The 19245-nt window shown below is 72.3% G+C and carries 14 protein-coding genes and 1 pseudogene; 11 read left to right on the top strand and 4 right to left on the bottom strand.

The annotated features are described in order from the left end of the window. Positions 1–41 precede the first annotated feature (41 nt). Complete coding sequence (locus ACQP2P_RS44725; protein ID WP_433611590.1) at positions 42–584, top strand: hypothetical protein; 543 nt, start codon at positions 42–44, stop codon at positions 582–584. A 360-nt stretch (positions 585–944) separates the two neighbouring features. Beyond that, the gene (locus tag ACQP2P_RS44720) at positions 945–1160 is read left to right on the top strand and encodes a hypothetical protein (RefSeq protein ID WP_433081438.1); all 216 of its coding nucleotides are present in this window, start codon (positions 945–947) and stop codon (positions 1158–1160) included. Between the two features lie 174 nt (positions 1161–1334). On the opposite strand, the pseudogene ACQP2P_RS44715 reads toward ACQP2P_RS44720, so the two are convergent. The 3 genes and pseudogenes from ACQP2P_RS44715 to ACQP2P_RS44705 all read right to left on the bottom strand — a co-directional run bounded on the left by ACQP2P_RS44715 (position 1335) and on the right by ACQP2P_RS44705 (position 5174). After that, positions 1335–2572, bottom strand: a pseudogene (locus ACQP2P_RS44715) (RNA polymerase sigma factor). Positions 2573–2602: 30 nt separating this feature from the next. Then, positions 2603–3247, bottom strand: a complete 645-nt coding sequence (locus tag ACQP2P_RS44710) for a LysE family translocator (RefSeq protein ID WP_433611588.1) — start codon at positions 3245–3247, stop codon at positions 2603–2605. 484 nt (positions 3248–3731) lie between these two features. Then, positions 3732–5174 (bottom strand): MFS transporter, encoded by a 1443-nt coding sequence (locus ACQP2P_RS44705; protein ID WP_433611586.1) that lies wholly within the window; start codon positions 5172–5174, stop codon positions 3732–3734. 65 nt (positions 5175–5239) lie between these two features. On the opposite strand from ACQP2P_RS44705, the gene ACQP2P_RS44700 reads away from it, so the two are divergent. The 8 genes from ACQP2P_RS44700 to ACQP2P_RS44665 all read left to right on the top strand — a co-directional run bounded on the left by ACQP2P_RS44700 (position 5240) and on the right by ACQP2P_RS44665 (position 16849). Then, positions 5240–6610, top strand: coding sequence for a helix-turn-helix domain-containing protein (locus ACQP2P_RS44700; RefSeq protein WP_433611584.1), 1371 nt, complete (start codon positions 5240–5242; stop codon positions 6608–6610). Between the two features lie 381 nt (positions 6611–6991). Then, the gene (locus ACQP2P_RS44695; RefSeq protein WP_433611582.1) at positions 6992–7405 is read left to right on the top strand and encodes a VOC family protein; all 414 of its coding nucleotides are present in this window, start codon (positions 6992–6994) and stop codon (positions 7403–7405) included. A gap of 14 nt (positions 7406–7419) precedes the next feature. After that, positions 7420–8691 (top strand): adenosylmethionine--8-amino-7-oxononanoate transaminase, encoded by a 1272-nt coding sequence (locus tag ACQP2P_RS44690; RefSeq protein WP_433611580.1) that lies wholly within the window; start codon positions 7420–7422, stop codon positions 8689–8691. A gap of 226 nt (positions 8692–8917) precedes the next feature. Further along, positions 8918–10945 carry a glycosyl hydrolase family 28-related protein gene (locus tag ACQP2P_RS44685; protein WP_433611578.1) on the top strand — a complete coding sequence of 676 codons (2028 nt, stop codon included), beginning with the start codon at positions 8918–8920 and terminating at the stop codon, positions 10943–10945. A 591-nt stretch (positions 10946–11536) separates the two neighbouring features. Next, positions 11537–12085 (top strand): hypothetical protein, encoded by a 549-nt coding sequence (locus tag ACQP2P_RS44680; protein WP_433611576.1) that lies wholly within the window; start codon positions 11537–11539, stop codon positions 12083–12085. Positions 12086–12119: 34 nt separating this feature from the next. Beyond that, positions 12120–12554 carry a T3SS (YopN, CesT) and YbjN peptide-binding chaperone 1 gene (locus ACQP2P_RS44675; protein ID WP_433611574.1) on the top strand — a complete coding sequence of 145 codons (435 nt, stop codon included), beginning with the start codon at positions 12120–12122 and terminating at the stop codon, positions 12552–12554. A 75-nt stretch (positions 12555–12629) separates the two neighbouring features. Then, on the top strand, positions 12630–14189 hold the full coding sequence (locus ACQP2P_RS44670; protein WP_433611572.1) for an aldehyde dehydrogenase family protein: 1560 nt from the start codon (positions 12630–12632) through the stop codon (positions 14187–14189). 77 nt (positions 14190–14266) lie between these two features. Further along, the gene (locus tag ACQP2P_RS44665; RefSeq protein WP_433611570.1) at positions 14267–16849 is read left to right on the top strand and encodes a hypothetical protein; all 2583 of its coding nucleotides are present in this window, start codon (positions 14267–14269) and stop codon (positions 16847–16849) included. A gap of 59 nt (positions 16850–16908) precedes the next feature. Here ACQP2P_RS44665 and ACQP2P_RS44660 read toward each other — a convergent pair whose 3' ends face one another. Then, positions 16909–18234 carry an MFS transporter gene (locus ACQP2P_RS44660; RefSeq protein WP_433619537.1) on the bottom strand — a complete coding sequence of 442 codons (1326 nt, stop codon included), beginning with the start codon at positions 18232–18234 and terminating at the stop codon, positions 16909–16911. A gap of 19 nt (positions 18235–18253) precedes the next feature. Here ACQP2P_RS44660 and ACQP2P_RS44655 point away from each other — a divergent pair, with 19 nt between their 5' ends. Then, complete coding sequence (locus tag ACQP2P_RS44655; RefSeq protein WP_433611568.1) at positions 18254–19240, top strand: GlxA family transcriptional regulator; 987 nt, start codon at positions 18254–18256, stop codon at positions 19238–19240. The last annotated feature ends 5 nt before the right edge of the window (positions 19241–19245 follow it).

The raw sequence follows: 19245 nt of genomic DNA, 5'->3' as shown, positions 1-19245 counted from the left end.
ACGCGCACGGGGAGGACGCGGTGACCTACGGGGGTAGTGTCATGCCCGCCGGCGAGGTGCCGGTGGAGGTGGGCGAGGCCGCTCAGGCTCGCGGGTTCGGCCCGCTGTTGAGCGAGCGGCGGCTGGCCCGGGCCCGGAACCGGTTCCTGCTGTGGCTGGTGATCGCGGCCGGGTGTCTCGGCCTGCTGATCGGGACCGGCGCGCTGGGCAGCCGGCTGAGCGTCTTCGACGCCATGTACTCGGTTGTCCGGTTCATCGGCCTGTTCCTCTGCTTCGGCATGGTGTTCGCGATCGTGAGCGCCATCCGGACGCTGGTCGTGGGGAATCGCGCGTACTTTGCCTACAGCGAGGGCTTCGTCTACCGACACAACGGGAAGGTCCAGGCGTTTTCGTGGCCTGAGACCACCGGACTGCAGTCGGTGCTCGGCAAGCGCGGCGATGCGGCCGGCAAGCTCAGTCACTACAACCTGCTCGTGCACGGGAGCGAGCCCATCATGATCCCGATCAACATCGTCAACGGGCGGGACGAGTTTCTCGACCACCTGATGGCGGCGCTGACCCGCCACGGCCGACCGATCACCTGACAGGAACCGTCTCTCATGCAACCTGGTTACCCGCCGCCCTCTGATCCGCAGCAGCCTTCGCAGTACGGGCCGCCTCCCCCGCAGTACGGGGCGCCGCCGCAGTATGGGCAGCCTCAGGCGCCTCAGCCGCCGTACTCGGCTCCTCCGGCTTATGGGCAGCCGCCCGCCAATGGACAGCCTGTTTCGGGGCAGCCCGCCTATGGTCAGCCTGGTTATGGTGAACCTGGTTATGGTCAGCCTGTTTCCGGGCAGCCTGCTTATGGACAGCCTGTGTCCGGGCAACCGGCTTTTGGGCAGCCTCAGGCGCCCTATGGGCAGCCGCCTCCGCCGCCGCCCTATGGGCAGCAGCAGCCGCACTACATGCAGGTGCAGCAGTCGCCGGCCGCTCAGAGCGCGGTGTCCTCGAAGGGGAAGCGGGAGATCATCTTCGGGCTGATCCTGATCGCGGCCGGCGTCGGGATCACGGTGTGCACCTACATGTCCGGGTCGTCGGTGTATCTGGTCGCCTGGGGCCCCGTCATCTGGGGTGTCGTCCAGCTCGTCCGGGGCATCGTCAACGTGGCCCGCGGCCGCTAGCTTTTCTCGCTCGCCCGCCGGGGTTTTGCGGACCGCCAGGGTTTTGTGGATCGCCAGGGTTGTGGTTCGTCGGGGTTGTGATTCGCCGGGGTGTGGTTCGTCCGCTCCCCGGCGGTTCGCTGTTCGGGAAAGTGTCGTACCCCGCGGCTAGCCTCGACCCCAGAACGCGTTGCTTCACAACTCCAGAGGGAGAGCGGCGGCCTTCTGCTCGAGGTATCGCTGCTCGGGAGACTGGTGGTGCGCTTGGCGGCGAGGGTGTACCACTCGCGTGCCTCGACGGGAGAGCCGGCCATCTCCAGCAGGTGCGCGCGCACGGCGGCGAGGCGGTGGTGGGAGGCCATCCGCTCGTCCGCGTCCAGGGTCGCCAGCAGCTCCAGCCCGGCCTGCGGGCCCCTCACCATGGCCAGCGCGACGGCGTGGCTCAGGGTGACCATCGGGTTCGGGGCGACGCGGGTCAGGAGCTGGTAGAGGGCGACGATCTGCGGCCAGTCGGTCGCCGTGGCGTCGGTGGCCTCGTCGTGGACCGCGGCGATGGCGGCCTGCAGCTGGTAGGGGCCGGTCGGCCCCTGCGGCAGCGTGCGCGTGATGAGCTCGGTGCCCTCGTCGATCATCGGGCGCAGCCAGCGCGAGCGGTCCTGCTCGGCCAGGGGCACCAGGGTGCCGTCGGGCAGCGTGCGGGCCGGGCGGCGGGCGTCGGTGAGCAGCATCAGGGCCAGCAGCCCGGCGACCTCGCCGTCGGCCGGGAGCAGCCGGTGGACTTCACGCGTGAGGCGGATGGCCTCGGTGGTCAGGTCGCCGCGGTGCAGGTCGGCGCCGGAGCTGGCGGTGTAGCCCTCGTTGAAGATGAGGTACAGGACCTGGAGCACGACCTCCAGGCGGGCCGGGCGCTCCTCGGGCGGCGGCGGGGCGAACCGGGCGCCCGCCGACTTGATCTTCGCCTTGGCGCGGCTGATGCGCTGGGCCATGGTGGCCTCGGGGACGAAGAAGGCGCTGGCGATCTCGGCGGTGGTGAGGCCGCCGACCGCGCGCAGGGTCAGCGCGAGCTGCGACGCCGGCGACAGAGCCGGGTGGCAGCACAGGAACAGCAGGGTGAGGGTGTCGTCGCGATCGGGGACGGCGTCGGAGGGCTCGGGCTCGAGGGCGGCGACGGCCTGCTCACGCCGGCGGCGGGCGTCGTCGGCGCGGAACTGGTCGGTCAGGCGGCGCACGGCGACCGTGATGAGCCAGCCGCGCGGGTTGGCCGGGGTGCCCTCGGCGGGCCACTGCAGGGCCGCCGCGAGCAGGGCCTCCTGCACGGCGTCCTCGCAGGCGTCGAACTGACCGTATCGCCGGATCAGGATGCCCAGCACCTGCGGGGCGAGCGTGCGCAGCTCCTCCTCGACCGTCACAGCATCATCTCTACACCACGGCAGGCCTGGCTCCGCACCGCGACAGGCCTGGCTCTACACCACCACAGGCCTGGCCTTGTCGGTCGCCAGCTTCACCGCGATGAGCCCGAGGAGGGTGCCGGTGACGTATCGCTGGACGCGCAGCCACGCCGGGCGCCGCCCGAGGAATGCCGCGATGGCGCCGGCGGCGCACACGATCCCGGTGTTGACCAGCATGCTGACGGTGATCTGCACGCCGCCGAGCAGGAAGGCCTGCGCGACGAGATGGCCGGCGTGCACGTCGACGAACTGGGGGATCAGCGAGGCGTACATGATCGCAGCCTTCGGGTTGAGCAGGTTGGTCATCAGGCCCATCGTGAACAGCCGCCGGTTCGAGTCCGGGGGCAGCTCGACCGGGGCGAACACCGAGGTGCCGCCGGGGCGGACCGCCTGCCACGCGAGGTAGGCCAAGTAGGCGGCGCCGGCGAGCTTGACCGTCGTGTAGAGGGCGGGGACGGCCGCGAAGACCACCGAGAGCCCGGTCGCCGCGAGGGCCAGGTAGGCGAGGAAGCCGACCGCGACGCCGCCGAGCGAGGTCAGACCGGCCCGGCGGCCCTGGGTGATGCTGCGCGAGACGAGGTACATCATGTTCGGGCCCGGCGTGAGCACCATCCCGAGCGCCACGAGCGCGACGCCCGCCACCGCACCGACAGAGATCATGGAGCCCACGATGCCCGCGCGCCCGACTCCGGAGAACGGCCAATTCGCGGAGACTGGCGTACGCCACCGGGCGTAGGCGCGGCTACGCCCCACGGGCCACGACCGGAGCCCGCGATTTTGCCAGGCTGAAGGCGTGCGATTCACACCCAGAGGGCGCAAGGCGATCCTGACGCTGCACGTGGCCACCGCGGTCGGGTGGCTCGGCACCGACGTGGTGCTGCTCACGCTCGGCATCGCCGGGCTGAGCGGGGCCGCCGAGCGGGCGGTCGTCTACCCGGCGATGGGGCTGATCGGCACCGTCCTGTTCGTGCCGCTGACGTTCCTGGTCTGGCTGGTCGGCGTGGTCAACGCGGTCGGCACCCCGTGGGGACTGGTCACGTGGTGGTGGGTCGCGGTGAAGCTCGGGATCGTGACGGTGATGCTGGGGCTGGTCACGTTCGCGCTGTACCCGAACCTGGCCGACGCCGCCGACCTCGGCGCCGCGCTACCGGCGCAGGAGCGCCTCAACCTCGTCATCGCGCCCGCCGTGTCCAGCTCGCTGCTGCTGTTCTCGACGATCCTGTCGACGTACAAGCCCTGGGGCCGCACCCGCCGCGGTGAGCAGCGTCGCCGCGCCCAGCAGGCCGACGACCAGGCCGGGGCGCAGCGCCTCGGCGAGCAGGCCGGCCAGCGCCGGTAGCAGCCCCTGCGCGGTCATCAAACCGGTGCTGAGCAGCCCGAACGCCTGCCCGCGGCCGTTGGCGGGCAGCGCGTCGCGGAACGCGGTCTGCACGCCGAGCCCGAACGCGGCGCCGACCCCGACGACCACGAGCGCCGCGGCGAGCAGCGGCCAGGTCGGGTGGCCGCCCGCGGCGCCGGACGGGATGGCGAAGGCCAGGCAGGGTAGGCCCATGAGCGCGATGAGCGCCGGGACGAGCCGCTCGCGCCGGGCGGGGGCGAGCAGCCGTCCGACGAGCAGGTTCCCGGCGACCATGCCGACCGGGATCGCGGCCAGCAGCCAACCGGCGACGCCGGCGGGGAAGCCTCGGCCGGCCGCGTACGGGACCATCAGCGCCTCGGCGCCGGTGATGAACGCGGGCGGGAGCCACTGCATGAGCAGCAGCCGGCGAATCGTGCGGTCGCGGAGCAGGGCCGCGTTGCCGTGCCAGCTGGCCGCGGCGAGACCGTGCGCCTTGCCGACCCTCGCCGTTGCATCCCTCGCCGTTCCTTTCCTCGTCGGCTCGTCACTCGCCGTTCCTTTCTTCGCCGCCCCTCTTCTCGTCGGCTCGTCACTCGCCGGCCCGGTCGTGCTCGGCCGGTCGCTCGTCCGCCCGGTCTTCGTCGGCCCGCTGCTCGCGGCCGCGCTGGCCGGGGCGGGGCGGTCGGCCAGGGCCAGGCGGGTCCAGACGGCGGCGATGACGTGGCCGACGGCGGCCAGCAGCATCGCGTTGCGCCCGCCCACGGTCGCGACCGCGACGCCCGCACCGGCCATGCCGACGAGCTGCGCCAGCGACGAGGCGACATTGGACAGGGAGCGGCCCAGCACGTACGCGTCGCCGGTCAGGGCCTCGGCGATCAGCGCGCTCTGGGCACCCATGAACACCGGGGTGAGCAGGGCCGCCGCGGCGACCAGGACGAGCGAGGCCCAGACCGGCAGCGCGACGGCGGCCAGCACGGCGGCGACGGCGGCCTCGGCGAGGTACCCGAGCACGATGAGCCGCCGCGGGCGGATGCGGTCGGCGAGGGCGCCGAGGACGCTCGCCCCGACCAGCTGCGGCAGGAAGCCGATGCCGTAGGCGAGCGCGGCCAGCGCCGGGGAGTCGGTCGCGGCGTAGACGAGCAGCGAGAACGCGACGATGCGCAGGGTGTCCGCGAGGATGCTCAGCGTCCGTGTGCCGAACAGCACGCGGAATGTCCCATCGCGCAGCACGGCCGTGTACGTGGTCATGCACTCAGCCTCGCTAGGCGCGCCGTGTATCCGGACTCATTCGTCCCTGGACGTAAGGTCGAGGCATGCTCCGCCTGGAGGTCGTCGCCGAGGACCTGCTGCACACCCGGTTCGCGGTGTCGCCGTTGTTCGAGCTAGGCGGGCTGCTGCGGCGCCTGAGCGGGCTGGCGCCGCTCGGGCCGTTCGCGCGGCTGCGGCCGGCGTTCGAGCGGCTGCGTGCCGAGACCGACCTCGACGCGGTGGTGGCGCTGCACACCGCGGAATATGGAGCGGACTTCGTGGGGCCGCCGCCCGCCGGGATGCAGCAGACCTGGCAGGACGACCTCGCCGCGGTGCGCGCGACGCCGCTGCCGGTGGCGCGCCGGGAGATCGCGCGGGCGCTGGGCGAGGGGCCGCGGATCGGCGACGCGGCTCTGGCGGTGCTGCGCTCCGACGATGTGGTGCCGCGCCTGGCCGCGGCGCTGGAGGCGGCCTGGCTGACGCTGCTGGCGCCGGACTGGCCGCAGCTGCGGGCGATCTGCGAGAACGATGTGGTGCACCGGGCCGGGCGGCTGGGCGAGGGGGGATGGGCGGCGGCGTTCGCGGGGCTGCATCGGCGGGTGCGGTGGCACGAGGGGGCCGTGGAGATTTCGGGCAAGACCACCCCGCCCACCTCCCGTCGTAGCCGCCGCTCTGAGCGTGGGCGGCCGCTTCCGCCCGGGTCGCCGCTCTCGCCACTGCCTGGGCAGCCGCTTCCGCCTGGGTCGCCGCTCTCGCCACTGCCTGGGCAGCCGCTTCCGCCTGGGTCGCCGCTCTCGCCACTCCTTGCGCTGTCGCCCTCACCTGGGCAGCCGCTCTCGCCCGGGGAGTTGCTCGCGCCTACGCCGCCGCTCTCGCCACTGCCTGCACAGTCGCTCTCGCCTGGGCAGCCGCTCTCGCCTGGACAGCCGCTCTCGCCTGGGGAATTGCTCGCGCCTACGGTTCCGTCCGAGCTTGCGGCGGCGGCCGGGTCCGGTGGGCCGGCTTCGCCCGGGTTGCTCGATGGGCGCGGCGCGGCCGTTCGCACCGTGGCCTCGGACGGGACCGGGCTGCTGCTGGTGCCGTCGGTGCTGATCTGGCCCGGCGTGGGGGCGTACATGGATCCGCCGTGGCGGCGCGCGCTCGTGTACCCGGCGCGGGGAGTCGCCGCGCTGTGGGAGGGCGCGCCGGAGGGCGGCGGAGCGCTCGGGGAGCTCGTCGGACAGTCGCGGGCCCGGGTGCTGCTGGCGCTGGAGGAGCCCGCGAGCACGACACAGCTCGCCGCGCGGCTGGGGCTCGCGGTCGGCGCGGTCGGGGACCACCTCGCGATCCTGCGGCGCAGCGGGCTGGTGCGCTCGGCTCGGGCCGGGCGGTCGGTGCTCTACCGGCGCACACCGCTCGGCGACGCCCTCGCGGCCCAGGGCGCCGGCGGTTCGTGACGGGCCGCTGGGCGACGGGCTCGCGCACCAAGGGGCCAGCGATTCGTGACGTGGTGGGCGGCTTCGGGCGCTCGCGGCTCACGGGTGCCGGTGATTTGGGACGCGCCGCTTGATGACGCCCTCTTGGGCCCGGGTGCCGGCGGTTCGTGGCGGGCCGCTGGGCGACGCGTTCGCGGACCAGGGTGCCGGCGGTTCGTGACGGGCCGCTGGGCGACGCGCACCAAGGGGCCGGCGATTCGTGACGTGGCGGCGGCTCCAGGCGGTGGCGGTGCGAAGGGGCGGCGGTCGGGGCGTGAACCTTCGCCGCATCGGGGTGCCGGGCGGGTCGGCGGAACTAGGCTGCGGGTAATCGCGCACGTCACACGACCAAAGGAGTTTGCTGTGGCATCGAGGCTCAACCCGTACATCAACTTCCGGGGCAACGCCCGACAGGCGATGGAGTTCTACCAGAGCGTGTTCGGCGGCGAGCTGCGCATGAACACGTTCGGCGAGTTCGGCTCGGACGACGCGGACATCGCCGACCAGATCATGCACGCGCAGCTCGAGAGCCCGAGCGGGTACACCATCATGGCGTCGGACACGCCGCCGAACATGACGCTCAGCCCCGGCGACCACATCACGATCAGCCTCAGCGGCGACGACGCCGCCGAGCTGCGTGGCTACTGGGAGAAGCTCGCCGCCAGCGGCAAGGTGTCCATGCCGCTGGAGAAGCAGATGTGGGGCGACGAGTTCGGCTCCTGCGTCGACCAGTTCGGCATCCAGTGGATGGTCAACATCGGCCAGGCCCAGGGCTGACTATCGTCTGGGGCATGCCCATCGAGCACGACCTGACCGCACTCGATCGCGAACACGTCTGGCACCCGTACGCGCCGATGCCGGCGACCCAGCCGCCGCTGGTGGTCTCGTCGGCATCGGGCGTGCGGCTCACCCTCGCCGACGGCCGGGAGCTGATCGACGGGATGTCGTCGTGGTGGGCGGCGATCCACGGGTATCGCCACCCCGCCCTGGACGCCGCGGTGCGCGACCAGCTCGGCCGGATGAGCCACGTGATGTTCGGCGGCCTGACCCACGAGCCCGCGATCCGGCTGGCCAAGACGCTGGTGGACATCACGCCCGACCCGCTGCGGCACGTGTTCCTGTGCGACTCCGGTTCGGTGGCCGTCGAGGTCGCGGTGAAGATGTGCCTGCAGTACCACCGCTCGCTCGGCCGTGGCGGGAAGCGCCGGATGCTCACGTGGCGGGGCGGCTACCACGGCGACACGTTCCACCCCATGTCGGTCACCGACCCCGACGGCGGCATGCACAGCCTGTGGCGCGGCGTGCTACCCGAGCAGGTCTTCGTGCCGATGCCGCCGGTCGAGTACGACCCGGGCTACGTCGACCTCGTCGGCGCGACGCTGCGGGAGCACCGCGACGAGATCGCCGGCATCATCGTCGAGCCCGTGGTGCAGGGGGCCGGCGGGATGCGCTTCCACAGCCCGCGCTACCTGCAGGACCTGCGCGAGCTCGCCGACGAGCACGACGTCCTGCTCGTGTTCGACGAGATCGCGACCGGCTTCGGCCGCACCGGCGCGCTGTTCGCGGCCGACCTGGCCGGTGTCGCGCCCGACGTGATGTGCGTGGGCAAGGCGATGACCGGCGGGTACCTCTCGATGGGGGCCACGCTCTGCGTCCCGCGCGTCGCCGAGGGCATCAGCCGCGGCGAGACCCCGGTCCTCGCCCACGGCCCGACGTTCATGGGCAACCCGCTCGCCTCGGCCGTGGCCAACGCCTCGATCGACCTGCTGCTCGCCGGCGACTGGGCCGCGAACGTGCGCCGCATCGAGGCCGGCCTGCGCGCCGGGCTGGAGCCGGCCCGCGGCCGGCCCGGCGTGCGTGAGGTGCGCGTGCTCGGCGCGATCGGGGTCGTGCAGCTCGACCACGACGTGGACATGGCCGCCGCCACCGCCGCCGCGGTCGGGCACGGGGTCTGGCTGCGGCCGTTCCGCGATCTGATCTACACGATGCCGCCGTACGTCACCGGCGACACCGACCTCGAAAGCATCTGCGCGGCCGTCGTCGCCGCGGCGGAAGTCGCCTAGTTCGTCCATTTGGGACAACGCGCCGTGCAAGAAGGCGGCAGTGTTACGCAATTATGTCGCAAGACCTTGTGCAAGGGCGTGCGGCCGCCCTAATGTCACCTCACTCACGGCGTCCGCTCCCACAACGCCTCGAGCGTCCGAGGTGCACACCCCATCACCCCGCTCGACGTCCCGCCATCTCGATGCATCTGGGTGCGCCGCCTACCCAAGAGAAACGAGTCAATTGATGTCACGGAGCACCACTGGAGCACCACCGCGGTGGTCTGCGGCGGCGACCGCGGCCGCCGTCGGCCTCGGGCTCATCGTCGCCGGTGGCACCACCGCCTACGCCGCCTCGGACGCGCCGGCGGTGACGCGGGCGGGCCTGAACCCCGCGCTCGTCGCGGGCCGGGGCGCCAACGTCGGCTTCGCCGAGCAGGAGGCGGAGAACGCCAAGACCAACGGGGTGGTCATCGGACCCGACCGCACGGCGTACACGCTGCCGGCGGAGGCGTCGGGCCGGTCGGCGGTCAAGCTCACCCCCGGGCAGTACGTCGAGTTCACGCTGCCCGGCGCGGCCAACGCGATCAACGTCCGTTACAGCATTCCGGACGCCCCGAACGGCGGCGGCATCACCGCGCCGCTGGACGTGACGGTCAACGGCAAGTCCAAGCAGACGATGACGCTGACCTCGCAGTACTCCTACCTGTACAACCAGTACCCGTTCACCAACGACCCCAACGCGGACCTGCTGCACAACGACTGGTGGATCACCGAGTGCGCGTGCGTGCCGGCCGCCACCACGCCGGCGCCGCAGATCACGAAGCCGTTCCGGCCGTTCCACTTCTACGACGAGCAGCGGCTGCTGCTCGGCAAGACGTACAAGGCGGGGGACAAGGTCCGGCTCACCGTCCCGGCCGGCAGCAACGCCGCCTGGACCGCCATCGACCTGCTCGACTCGCAGCTCGTGGCCGCCCCGAAGCTCAACCTGATCGCGTCGAACGTGCTGTTCTTCGGCGCGGACCCGACCGGCAAGCGCGACTCCGCGGACGCGTTCGACATGGCGATCGCGTTCGCCAAGTGGACGCACCTGAAGGTGTACGTGCCGCCGGGCACGTACCAGGTGAACCGGCACATCATCGTCGACAACGTGACGATCGAGGGCGCCGGCTCGTGGTACACGATCATCAAGGGTCACGAGGTCGCGCTCAGCGTGCCCGCGCCGGACAAGTCGACGCACACGGGGGTCGGCTTCTACGGCAAGTACGCGCAGGACGGTGGCAGCCGCAACGTGCACCTGTCGGGCTTCTCGATCATCGGTGACGTGCGCGAGCGCATCGACACCGACCAGGTCAACGGCATCGGCGGCGCCATGTCGGACTCGACCATCGACGGGCTCTACATCCAGCACACCAAGGTCGGGCTCTGGTTCGACGGCCCGATGAACAACACCAAGGTCACCAACACCACGGTCGTCGACCAGATCGCCGACGGCCTCAACTTCCACACCGGCGTCACCAACTCGACGGTGTCGAACAGCTTCTTCCGCAACACCGGCGACGACGCGCTGGCGATGTGGGCGGAGACGACCACGAACGCGAACAACACGTTCGACCACAACACCGTCCAGACCCCGACGCTGGCCAACGGCATCGCGATCTACGGCGGCAAGGACATCACCGTCTCCGGCAACCTGGTCGCGGACCCGATCCGTGAGGGCAGCGCGTTGCACCTGGGCAGCCGCTTCGGCGCCCAGCCGTTCGCCGGCACGATCAACGTCAAGGACAACACCACGGTCCGGGCCGGGACCTACGAGCTCAACTGGAACATCGGCCTGGGCGCGATCTGGCTGTACGCGCTCGAGCGCAACATCGACGCGAACGTCCAGGTCACCGGCGACAACTTCCTCGACAGCACCTACAACGCGATCATGCTGGTCGTCGACTTCCCGGTGAAAGACCAGTACTCGATCACGAACGTCCACTTCAAGGACATCAAGGTGGACGGCACCGGCACCTCGGTCGTCTCGGCCCGCGTGGCCGGCTCCGCGACCTTCGAGAACGTCGACGCCCGCAACGTGGGCGCGGTCGGCGTGAACAACTGCGGCTCGTTCCACTTCACCCCGGCCGGCTCGGAGTTCTCCCTGACCGACCTGGGCGGCAACGACGGCGGCGGCACCACGGGCCCGTGGCTGGCGTCGTGGGAGCTGCCGAACACCATCACGTGCGACGACCGCCCGCCGGTCGTGGTTCCGCCGGCTCCGCAGCCCTGGTAACCACCGCGTGACCGAGTGCCCCCGTCGATCTTCCGGATCGGCGGGGGCACTTGCCTTTTGGAAGTGGCCGGGCGGCCACTTCCTCAACCGGCAAGGCGTTGGCGAACGGCCTCGTTGCTGCCGCTCGACGTCCGCACACGGCGCCGTCCGCGTCGAGGCGGATGCCGTCGGGCCCGATGCCGTTGCCCGACGCGCGCCGGCACACCCTCGGCGAAGAGCGTCCCTCGCCGGCCTGCCCCCCTCGGCGCCGATGGCCGTCCCCCGCCCACGTCGGCGTCGATCGGCCGGGCCGATGAAGCGGTCGCGGGGCCCGGCGAGACCCCGCGACCGCGGCTCTGTGCCGACACCGCCGAGCGGAACGCGCCTGTACGCGTCCGCTCGGCGGCCACCGTCCGCATCGCCCCGTTCGTTCCCCCGTGATTTCGATGCGGACGAGCCACCGGCCTATCCAGCTGCGAGCTCAAGTGGTCCCAAGCACGCGACCGCCCCCCGGTTCTGAACGCCTTGTGGCAGGTGGGTCCGGATAAGCGTATCTAGACGTCTAGGTCAGCGCAATTGTTGATTTGCGGAATTGTGGACTAGCCTTGCGGCGTGCGGGGCCGCCTTTTTCCAGTCGCCGAGGACTGGTATGAATGGCGCCAGGACGAGCCGCCGCTGGCCGGGACGGTGCTGGTGCGCGTCGGGGTCGGCGAGGGCGGGCGGCTGGTGCTGACCGGCCTGCGCATCGACGGGACGCCGAGCGCGGAGCTGCTGCGCGCCATTCCGGTCGGGCGCATCGAGGCGGCGGCCAATGCGCAGTTGGCGGCGGAGGGGGCTGCTGGGAGTACGACTCCTGTGTTGAACCTTCGGGCTCGGCCGGCCGTCGCGCCGGTGGCCGAGGACGTCGGGTGGGAGATGGTCGAGCCGTCGCTCGCCGTCGTGCGCGCGGCCCCGGCTGAGTCCGTGCGGCTGCGCGGGCGGCCCGACATCTTCTATCGGGAGGTTGCCGACGTGTATCTCGAGTACGCGGCCGCGTCGCCCCGCCCCGCCTGTGACCTGGCCGATCGGCACGGGGTGCCGGTGAGCACCGCGCACCGCTGGGTGAAGGAGGCCCGCCGGCGCGGGTTCCTGCCGCCGGGGCGCCCGGGCAAGAGCGGCTGAAGGATCGCGTGCGCGTCACTTGTATCGTGAACGCGTGTCGATTGACGGCGCCTTGCGGGCGAGGGTGCACGGGCTCGTCACCGAGTATCTCGGGGGACAGGACATCCCGGCGGATCTCGTCGCCGAGCCGGTCGCGATCCGGTCCGGGACCGCGGTCGTGTACTTGCGCCTGATCGCCAGCGAGCCGCCGTTCGTGCGCGTGTTCTCGCCGTTGCTGCGGCGGCTGGAGTGCTCGCCGGAGCTGCTGGCCGAGCTCAACGAGCTCAACGGGCGGCTCAACTTCATCCGGCTGTTCTGGCGCGACGGGAGCGTGTTCGCGGCGGTCGAGACGCTGGCGTCCACGCTGGACCCGATCGAGCTCAGCAATGCCTGCGACTGGGTGGCCGACGCGGCGGACTACTACGACGAGCGGCTTCGCGACCAGTTCGGCGGGCAGCTGGCGTTCGACCCGACGGATTCGGAACGTTAGCGGTACGAAACCCGGAGTAATCACTCCCGAGGGCCTCTGGCGAAACTGTCACACCCCAGGTCCAAGATGAGACCCATGAAGCGCCTCATCGTCTCGACCGTCGGCGGCCAACCCGTCACCGCCACCGAGCACCGCGTCCCCTCCTTGAACCCCTCCCGGCTGGACGACGTCGTCGCCGAGGTCGCGCTCGCCGACGCCGACACCTTCGTCGCCGCGTGCCGCTCCGCGCGCCGGGCGCAGAAGGCCTGGGCCGACGTGCCGGCGCCGGTGCGCGGCCGGGTCGTGGCCAACCTCGGCCGCCTGGTCGAGGCCAACTTCGAGGCCCTTGCCGCGCTGGTCACCCGCGAGGTCGGCAAGACCCTGACCGAGGCCCGCGGCGAGGTGCAGGAGATCGTCGACACCTGCGACTTCTTCCTCGGCGAGGGGCGGCGGCTCTACGGGCAGACGGTGCCGAGCGAGATGCCCGACAAGCAGCTGTTCACGTTCCGGGTGCCGGTGGGTGTGGCGGCGATCGTGACGGCGGGCAACTTCCCGGTGGCGGTCCCGAGCTGGTATCTGGTGCCGGCCCTCCTGTGCGGCAACGCCGTCGTGTGGAAACCGGCCGAATACGCGGCCGCGTGTGCCGAGGCGTTCGCCGAGCTGATCCGGCGGGCTGGGGTGCCCGAGGGCGTGTTCGAGGTGGTGTATGCGGACGGCCCCACGACCTATGCCGGACTCGAGGCCGGGCTGCGCGAGCAGCTCATCGACAAGGTCGGGTTCACGGGCTCGTCCGAGGTCGGGGCGCGCATCGGCGAGCTGGCGGGGCGGCACCTGCAGAGCGCCTGCCTCGAGCTCGGCGGGAAGAACCCGATGGTCATCACCGAGGACGCCGACCTCGACCTGGCGGTGCACGGGGCGCTCTTCGCCGGCTTCGGCACCGCGGGGCAGCGCTGCACCTCGCTGGGGACGCTGATCGTCCACGACAGCGTGCTGGACGAGTTCACGCGGCGGCTCGAGGACGCGGTGCGAGGCGCGACCGTCGGCGACCCCGCGGACCCCTCGGTGCTCTACGGGCCGCTGATGAGCGAGCGGTTCGCGGAGCGGTACGAGGGCTATCTCGAGTGGATCGAGGACCATCACCGGGTCTCGGGCTCGTCCGGGGTCGGGCGGATCACGGCCGAGAATCCGCGGGACGGGTTCGTCGGTGATCCGGCGGCGGGGCTGTTCTACCACCCGGTGCTCGTGCACGGGGTGCGGCCCGAGGACAAGGTCTTCCAGCAGGAGACGTTCGGGCCGCTGGTGGGCGTGGCGCGGTATTCGGCGCTGGAGGAGGCGATCGAGCTCGCGGACGCGCCCGGCTACGGGTTGTCGGCCGCGATCTACACCACCGACCCGCGCAAGGCGTTCACGTTCCGGCGGGGCACCCGGGCGGGCATGGTCAGCGTCAACAACTCGACGTCGGGGGCGGAGGCGCACCTGCCGTTCGGGGGCAACGGGCGCTCGGGCAACGGCAGCCGGCAGTCGGGGGTGTGGGTGCTCGACCAGTTCACTCGCTGGCAGTCGATGAACTGGGACTACTCGGGGCGGCTCCAGCGCGCGCAGATGGACACGCTGACGATTTCGCCGGACCCGGATTATCGGCTCAGCACCGACTAAGTCGGACATTTGCCGTAAATTGCCCCTCGGGGTGGCTCGCGCTCGATTCGGCGCGGGCGCCCCGGACGGGGGGAGCAATGATGTTTCGGCAGAAGGGGGCACGGTCGACGCGCTGGGCCGCGGTGGCGGTGCTCGCCACGTGCGGCGCGCTGGCTGTGCCGCAGGCGGGCTTCGCGGCGGCGGCCGGGCCGGCTGGGAAGACGAGCGGCGCGCGGCCCGGGCTCGCCGACCGGGCCGACCAGACGGACCGCGCGGATCAGACGGACCGTGCGGACCAGACGGACCGGGCGGCTGGCATCGGCAAGGGCGGCAAGAGCGATCACGCCGTCGGTCTCGGCAAGGCCAGCAAGAGCGATCAGGCGGCCAACGCCGATCAGGCGGCCAACGCCGACCGGGCCGACAAGAGCGGCCAGGCTGGAAAGGGCAACCGGGCCGACAAGGACACCCGCACCAACAAGGACGACCGCCCCAGTAAGGACGACGGCACCAGCAAGGACAACGGCACCAGCAAGGGCGACCAGAGCGGCAAGGGCGTCCAGAGCGGCAAGGGCGTCCAGGGCGGCAAGAGCAATGCGGCCGGCCAGGGCGACCACGCCGGCCGGAAGGCGTCGGGCAAGAGCGCGGACGGGAAGACGGCCAGCAGCTCGGGGCAGGCGGGGGCGGCCGGGCTCGCGGGGGTCGTTGGTCGAGCGGCGGACGTCGCCGGCGGCAGCGGCGCGGACGCGGGAACCAGAGGCGTCGCGCGCCAGAACGCGGCCGGGGCGAGGCCGGGGACCGGGGCGCAGGTGTTCGCCTGTGCCGAGGCCAACGCCATCACGGTGGGGGCGGCCTGGGCCGATGCCACCGTCGAGGATCATCAGCCGACGCAGCTCGTCGTCACGATCAGTCGGCCGGATGGGTGTCTGGCGGCCACCGGGCTCGGGTTCACGATCACGCTGCCGGGCGGGGGAGCGCTCTGGCGGGCTCAGGGCAGCGACGTCTCGACCTGCAGCGGCTCCACCATCACGACCGACGTCGGCGATCCGGTGCTCGCCGTCTCCGACATCCAGATGGGCAACGGGATGGCGGACTGCACGGTCAAGTTCCCGGTCCTGGCGGACTCGTCCGGAAGCTACACGGTGGCGGCGGCGCAGTTCACGAGCGTCGCGGGGCTGTCGGTCGACCAGTCCGCGCAGACGCTGACCGTGACGACCGCCGAGCCGCGCGTCGGGGCCTACCTCTCGCCGTCGCACATCATGGTCATGGAGAGCAGCATGCTGCACGTGAGCCTGAGCCGTACCGATCAGCGGGCCGCGGCGGTCTCCAGCGGGCTCGGATTCCGGCTCAACCTGCCGAATGGCGTGACGATCGGCAGCGGCACCGCGGCGAACACGTGCGGGGGCACGGTCACGGCCGCGAGCGGGGCGGGGTTCTTCACGCTCGCCGGGGCGTCGCTCACCGGCTTCCCGGCCGACTGCGTGGTCTCGGTGCCGGTCACGAGCTCGGTCGGCGGCACGTACGACTTCGATGACACGTCCGTGGCCGACCCGGTCGGGGTGCGGTCCGCGATGACGAGCGGCTGCGCCGAGCGCGCGGGGGCCGCGTCGGGCCGTGGCGCGTCGGGCGGGCAAGCCGAGCGGACGCGGGCGGCGTCGGGCCGCGGTGCTTCGAGCGCGGGCAAGCGGACCGAGGGCGGGTGCCGGCCCTCGCTGCAGGTGAACCGCAAGCCGCAGGCGATCAGCTTCACGGCCCCGGCCGACTGGTCGGTCTCGAAGCACACCGTGCCGCTCGTGGCCACCGCCGAGTCGGGGCTCGTCGTCGCGTTCACGAGCTCGACGCCGGCGGTGTGCACCGTCTCCGGGAGCACCGCCACGCTGGTCGCGCCCGGGGCGTGCACCATCCTGGCGGACCAGGCGGGGAACACCACGTGGGACGCGGCGGAGCAGGTGTCGCGGACGTTCACGGTCGGTGCGCCGACGCCGGCCCCCACCGCCGTCACGGCCACCGGGGGCGTCTCGTCGCTCGCGGTCAGCTGGACCGCGCCGGGGGACGTGACGGGGGTGACCGGCTACACGGCGTACGCGAATCCGGGTCCGGCCACGTGCTCGACCGGCTCGGCGGCGGTGACGTCGTGCGTGATGGGCGGCACGGCGGGCGTGAACTACACGGTCACCGTCGTGGCCGGCAACGCGCTCGGCGACTCGGCGGCCTCGGGGCCGTCCAACCAGGCCACGCCGACCGCGCCGGTGGTTCCGGCCACGCCGCCCGACACCGATCTCACGCTCACGACCGACAAGGGGCTCATCAGCACGGCGGCGCCGGGGCAGGACATCGTGGTGATCGGGACGGGCTTCATGGCGTATTCGACCGCGACCATCGTCGTCTACTCGACGCCCGTCGAGCTCGGCACCGTCGTCACCGACGGGCAGGGCAACTTCAGCAAGCCGGTGCGGGTGCCGCCGGACCTCGCGGCCGGCGCGCATCAGCTCGTGGCCGCGGGGGTCGGGCCGAACGGGCAGCCGCACAGCCTGAAGATGGCGATCACCGTGCGGGCGGCCGGAGGCGGGCTCGCGGTGACCGGGGCGCCGATCGCGGCGATGCTGGAGCTGGGCCTGGCGACCATGTTCGGCGGCGGGGCGCTGCTGTTGGCGAGCCGCAGCCGTCGCCGGTGGCAGGCGTAGCGGCGGCAATGACGGAAGCGGCCGGTCCCGGGAAGGGGCCGGCCGCTTCCACGTGAGGATCAGGCGGGGGTGGCGGCCATGGCGGGAGCCGCGACCGGAGCGGCGCGACGGGTCTTGAACAGCAGCAGCGACAGCGCCGCGGCGCCGATCGACAGGCCGCCCGCGATGTACCACGCGAGGTCGTAGTTGCCCAGGCGGTCGCGGAGAAGGCCCGTGGCCGTGGCCGCGATCGCCGCGCCGAATTGGTGCGACGCGAAGACCCAGCCGAAGACCACCGGGCCGCTCGCGCCGAAGTGCTCGCGGCAGAGGGCCACGGTCGGCGGTACCGTCGCCACCCAGTCCAGGCCGTAGAACAGGATGAACACGAGCATGCTGGGGCGGACCGTGGCCGCGAACAGCATGGGCAGCACGAGCAGCGACAGCCCGCGCAGGGCGTAGTACCAGCCCAGGAGCACCCGGCTGTCCATGCGGTCGGTCAGCCAGCCCGAGGCGATCGTCCCCGCGATGTCGAACAGGCCGATGAGCGCCAGCAGCGAGGCCGCCGTCGGCTCGGCCATGCCGTGATCGTGCGCGGCGGGGATGAAGTGCGTGCCGATGAGCCCGTTCGTGGTCGCGCCGCAGATCGCGAAGCCGCCCGCCAGCAGCCAGAACGCGGGCTTTCCGGCGGCCGTGCGCAGGGCGCCGAGGGCGCGCCGGGCCGCGCCGCCGGTCGCGACGGGCGGCGGCACGACGTCGGCCGAACCGTAGGGCGCCACGTTCAGGTCGGCCGGGTGGTCCCGCAGGCGCCACATGACCAGCGGCACCACGGCCAGGGCCGCGCCCGCGACCGTCAGGGCGGCCGAGCGCCACCCGTGCGCCTCGGTCAGCAGCGCGAGCAGCGGCAGGAAGACGAGCTGGCCGGCCGCGCCGCCCGCGGTCAGCACGCCGGTGACCAGGCCGCGGCGCTTGACGAACCAGCGGCCGGTGACGGTCGCCACGAAGGCCAGCGCCATCGAGCCGGTGCCGAGGCCGACGAGCACGCCCCACAGCGCGATGAGCTCCCAGCTGTGCTTCATGAACACCGTCAGGCCGCTGCCGGCCGAGACGAGCAGCAGCGCGTACGCGACCACGCGCCGGATGCCGAAGCGCTCCATCAGCGCGGCGGCGAACGGGGCGGTCAGGCCGAAGAGCAGCAGGTTGATCGAGACCGCGAGGGAGATGGTCCCCAGCGACCAGCCGAACTCGTCGTGCAGCGGGTGGATCAGCACGCCCGGCGTCGCGCGGAAGCCCGCGGCGCCGACGAGGGCGACGAACGCGACGGCGGCGACGAGCCAGGCCGGGTGCAGTCTCTTCACGGGACCATTGCAGCCGATTCGGTACCGCCGGACGAGTGGCCCGACAGCCATCATGCGCAAGAATTGAGCCATGCACGAGCAGCACCTTGTGGCCATCGTCGTCATGGACGGCCTGGTCCCCTTCGACCTGGGCACACCGACCCAGATCTTCGGGGCCGCGCGGGACGAGAGCGGGCACCGGAAGTACAAAGTCCTCGTGTGCAGTCCCGACGCGCGCCCGGTGGAGGCCTCGGCAGGCTTCAAGGTCATGCCGGACCACGGCCTCGAACTGCTGGGGAGCGCCGACACCGTGGTCGTGGCCGGGGTCCACCGCGGCGATCCGGTCGAGCGGGGCACGGTTGATCCGCGAGTCAAGGACGCCCTGCAAGCGGCGCACAAGGCCGGGAAGCGTGTCATGTCCATCTGCACCGGGGCGTTCGTGCTCGCCGCGGCGGGGCTGCTGGACGAGCGGCCCGCGACCACGCACTGGTGGTGGGCCGAACGGTTCCGGGAGTTCTTCCCGCAGGTCAAGCTCGACGCCGACGTGCTGTTCGTGGACGACGGCGACGTGCTGACCAGCGCCGGCGTCGGGGCCGGGATCGACCTGTGCCTGCACGTCGTGCGCACCGACTTCGGCAGCGAGGTCGCCAACCGCGCGGCCCGGCGCAGCGTCGTGCCACCGTGGCGGGACGGCGGGCAGGCGCAGTACATCGAGCGTCCCCTGCCCCGCCCGGCCGACGCCACCCTCGCCGCCACCCGATCGTGGGCGGCCGAACGGCTGGATGCGCCGTTGTCCCTGCACGACCTGGCCGCGCACGCCAGCATGAGCGTGCGCACGTTCACCCGCCGGTTCCGCGAGGAGACCGGGGTGAGCCCGGCGCGCTGGCTGCTGCAGCGGCGCGTCGACCACGCCCGCGCCCTGCTGGAGAGCACCGACCTGCCGGTCGAGGTGGTGGCCCGCCGCTGCGGCCTGGGCACGGCCGCGGGGCTGCGTCAGCACCTGCAGAACACGATCGGGGTCGCCCCCAGTGCTTACCGCCGCACGTTCCGGGTTGTGCCCGAGGGCAGCGGCGGGTAGGCAGG

This window comes from Dactylosporangium sp. CA-139114, from assembly GCF_050955725.1.
In the GTDB taxonomy this organism is placed as follows: domain Bacteria; phylum Actinomycetota; class Actinomycetes; order Mycobacteriales; family Micromonosporaceae; genus Dactylosporangium.
Note: the sequence above shows the minus strand (reverse complement) of the source record. Positions and strands in the feature narration are given on the sequence as shown.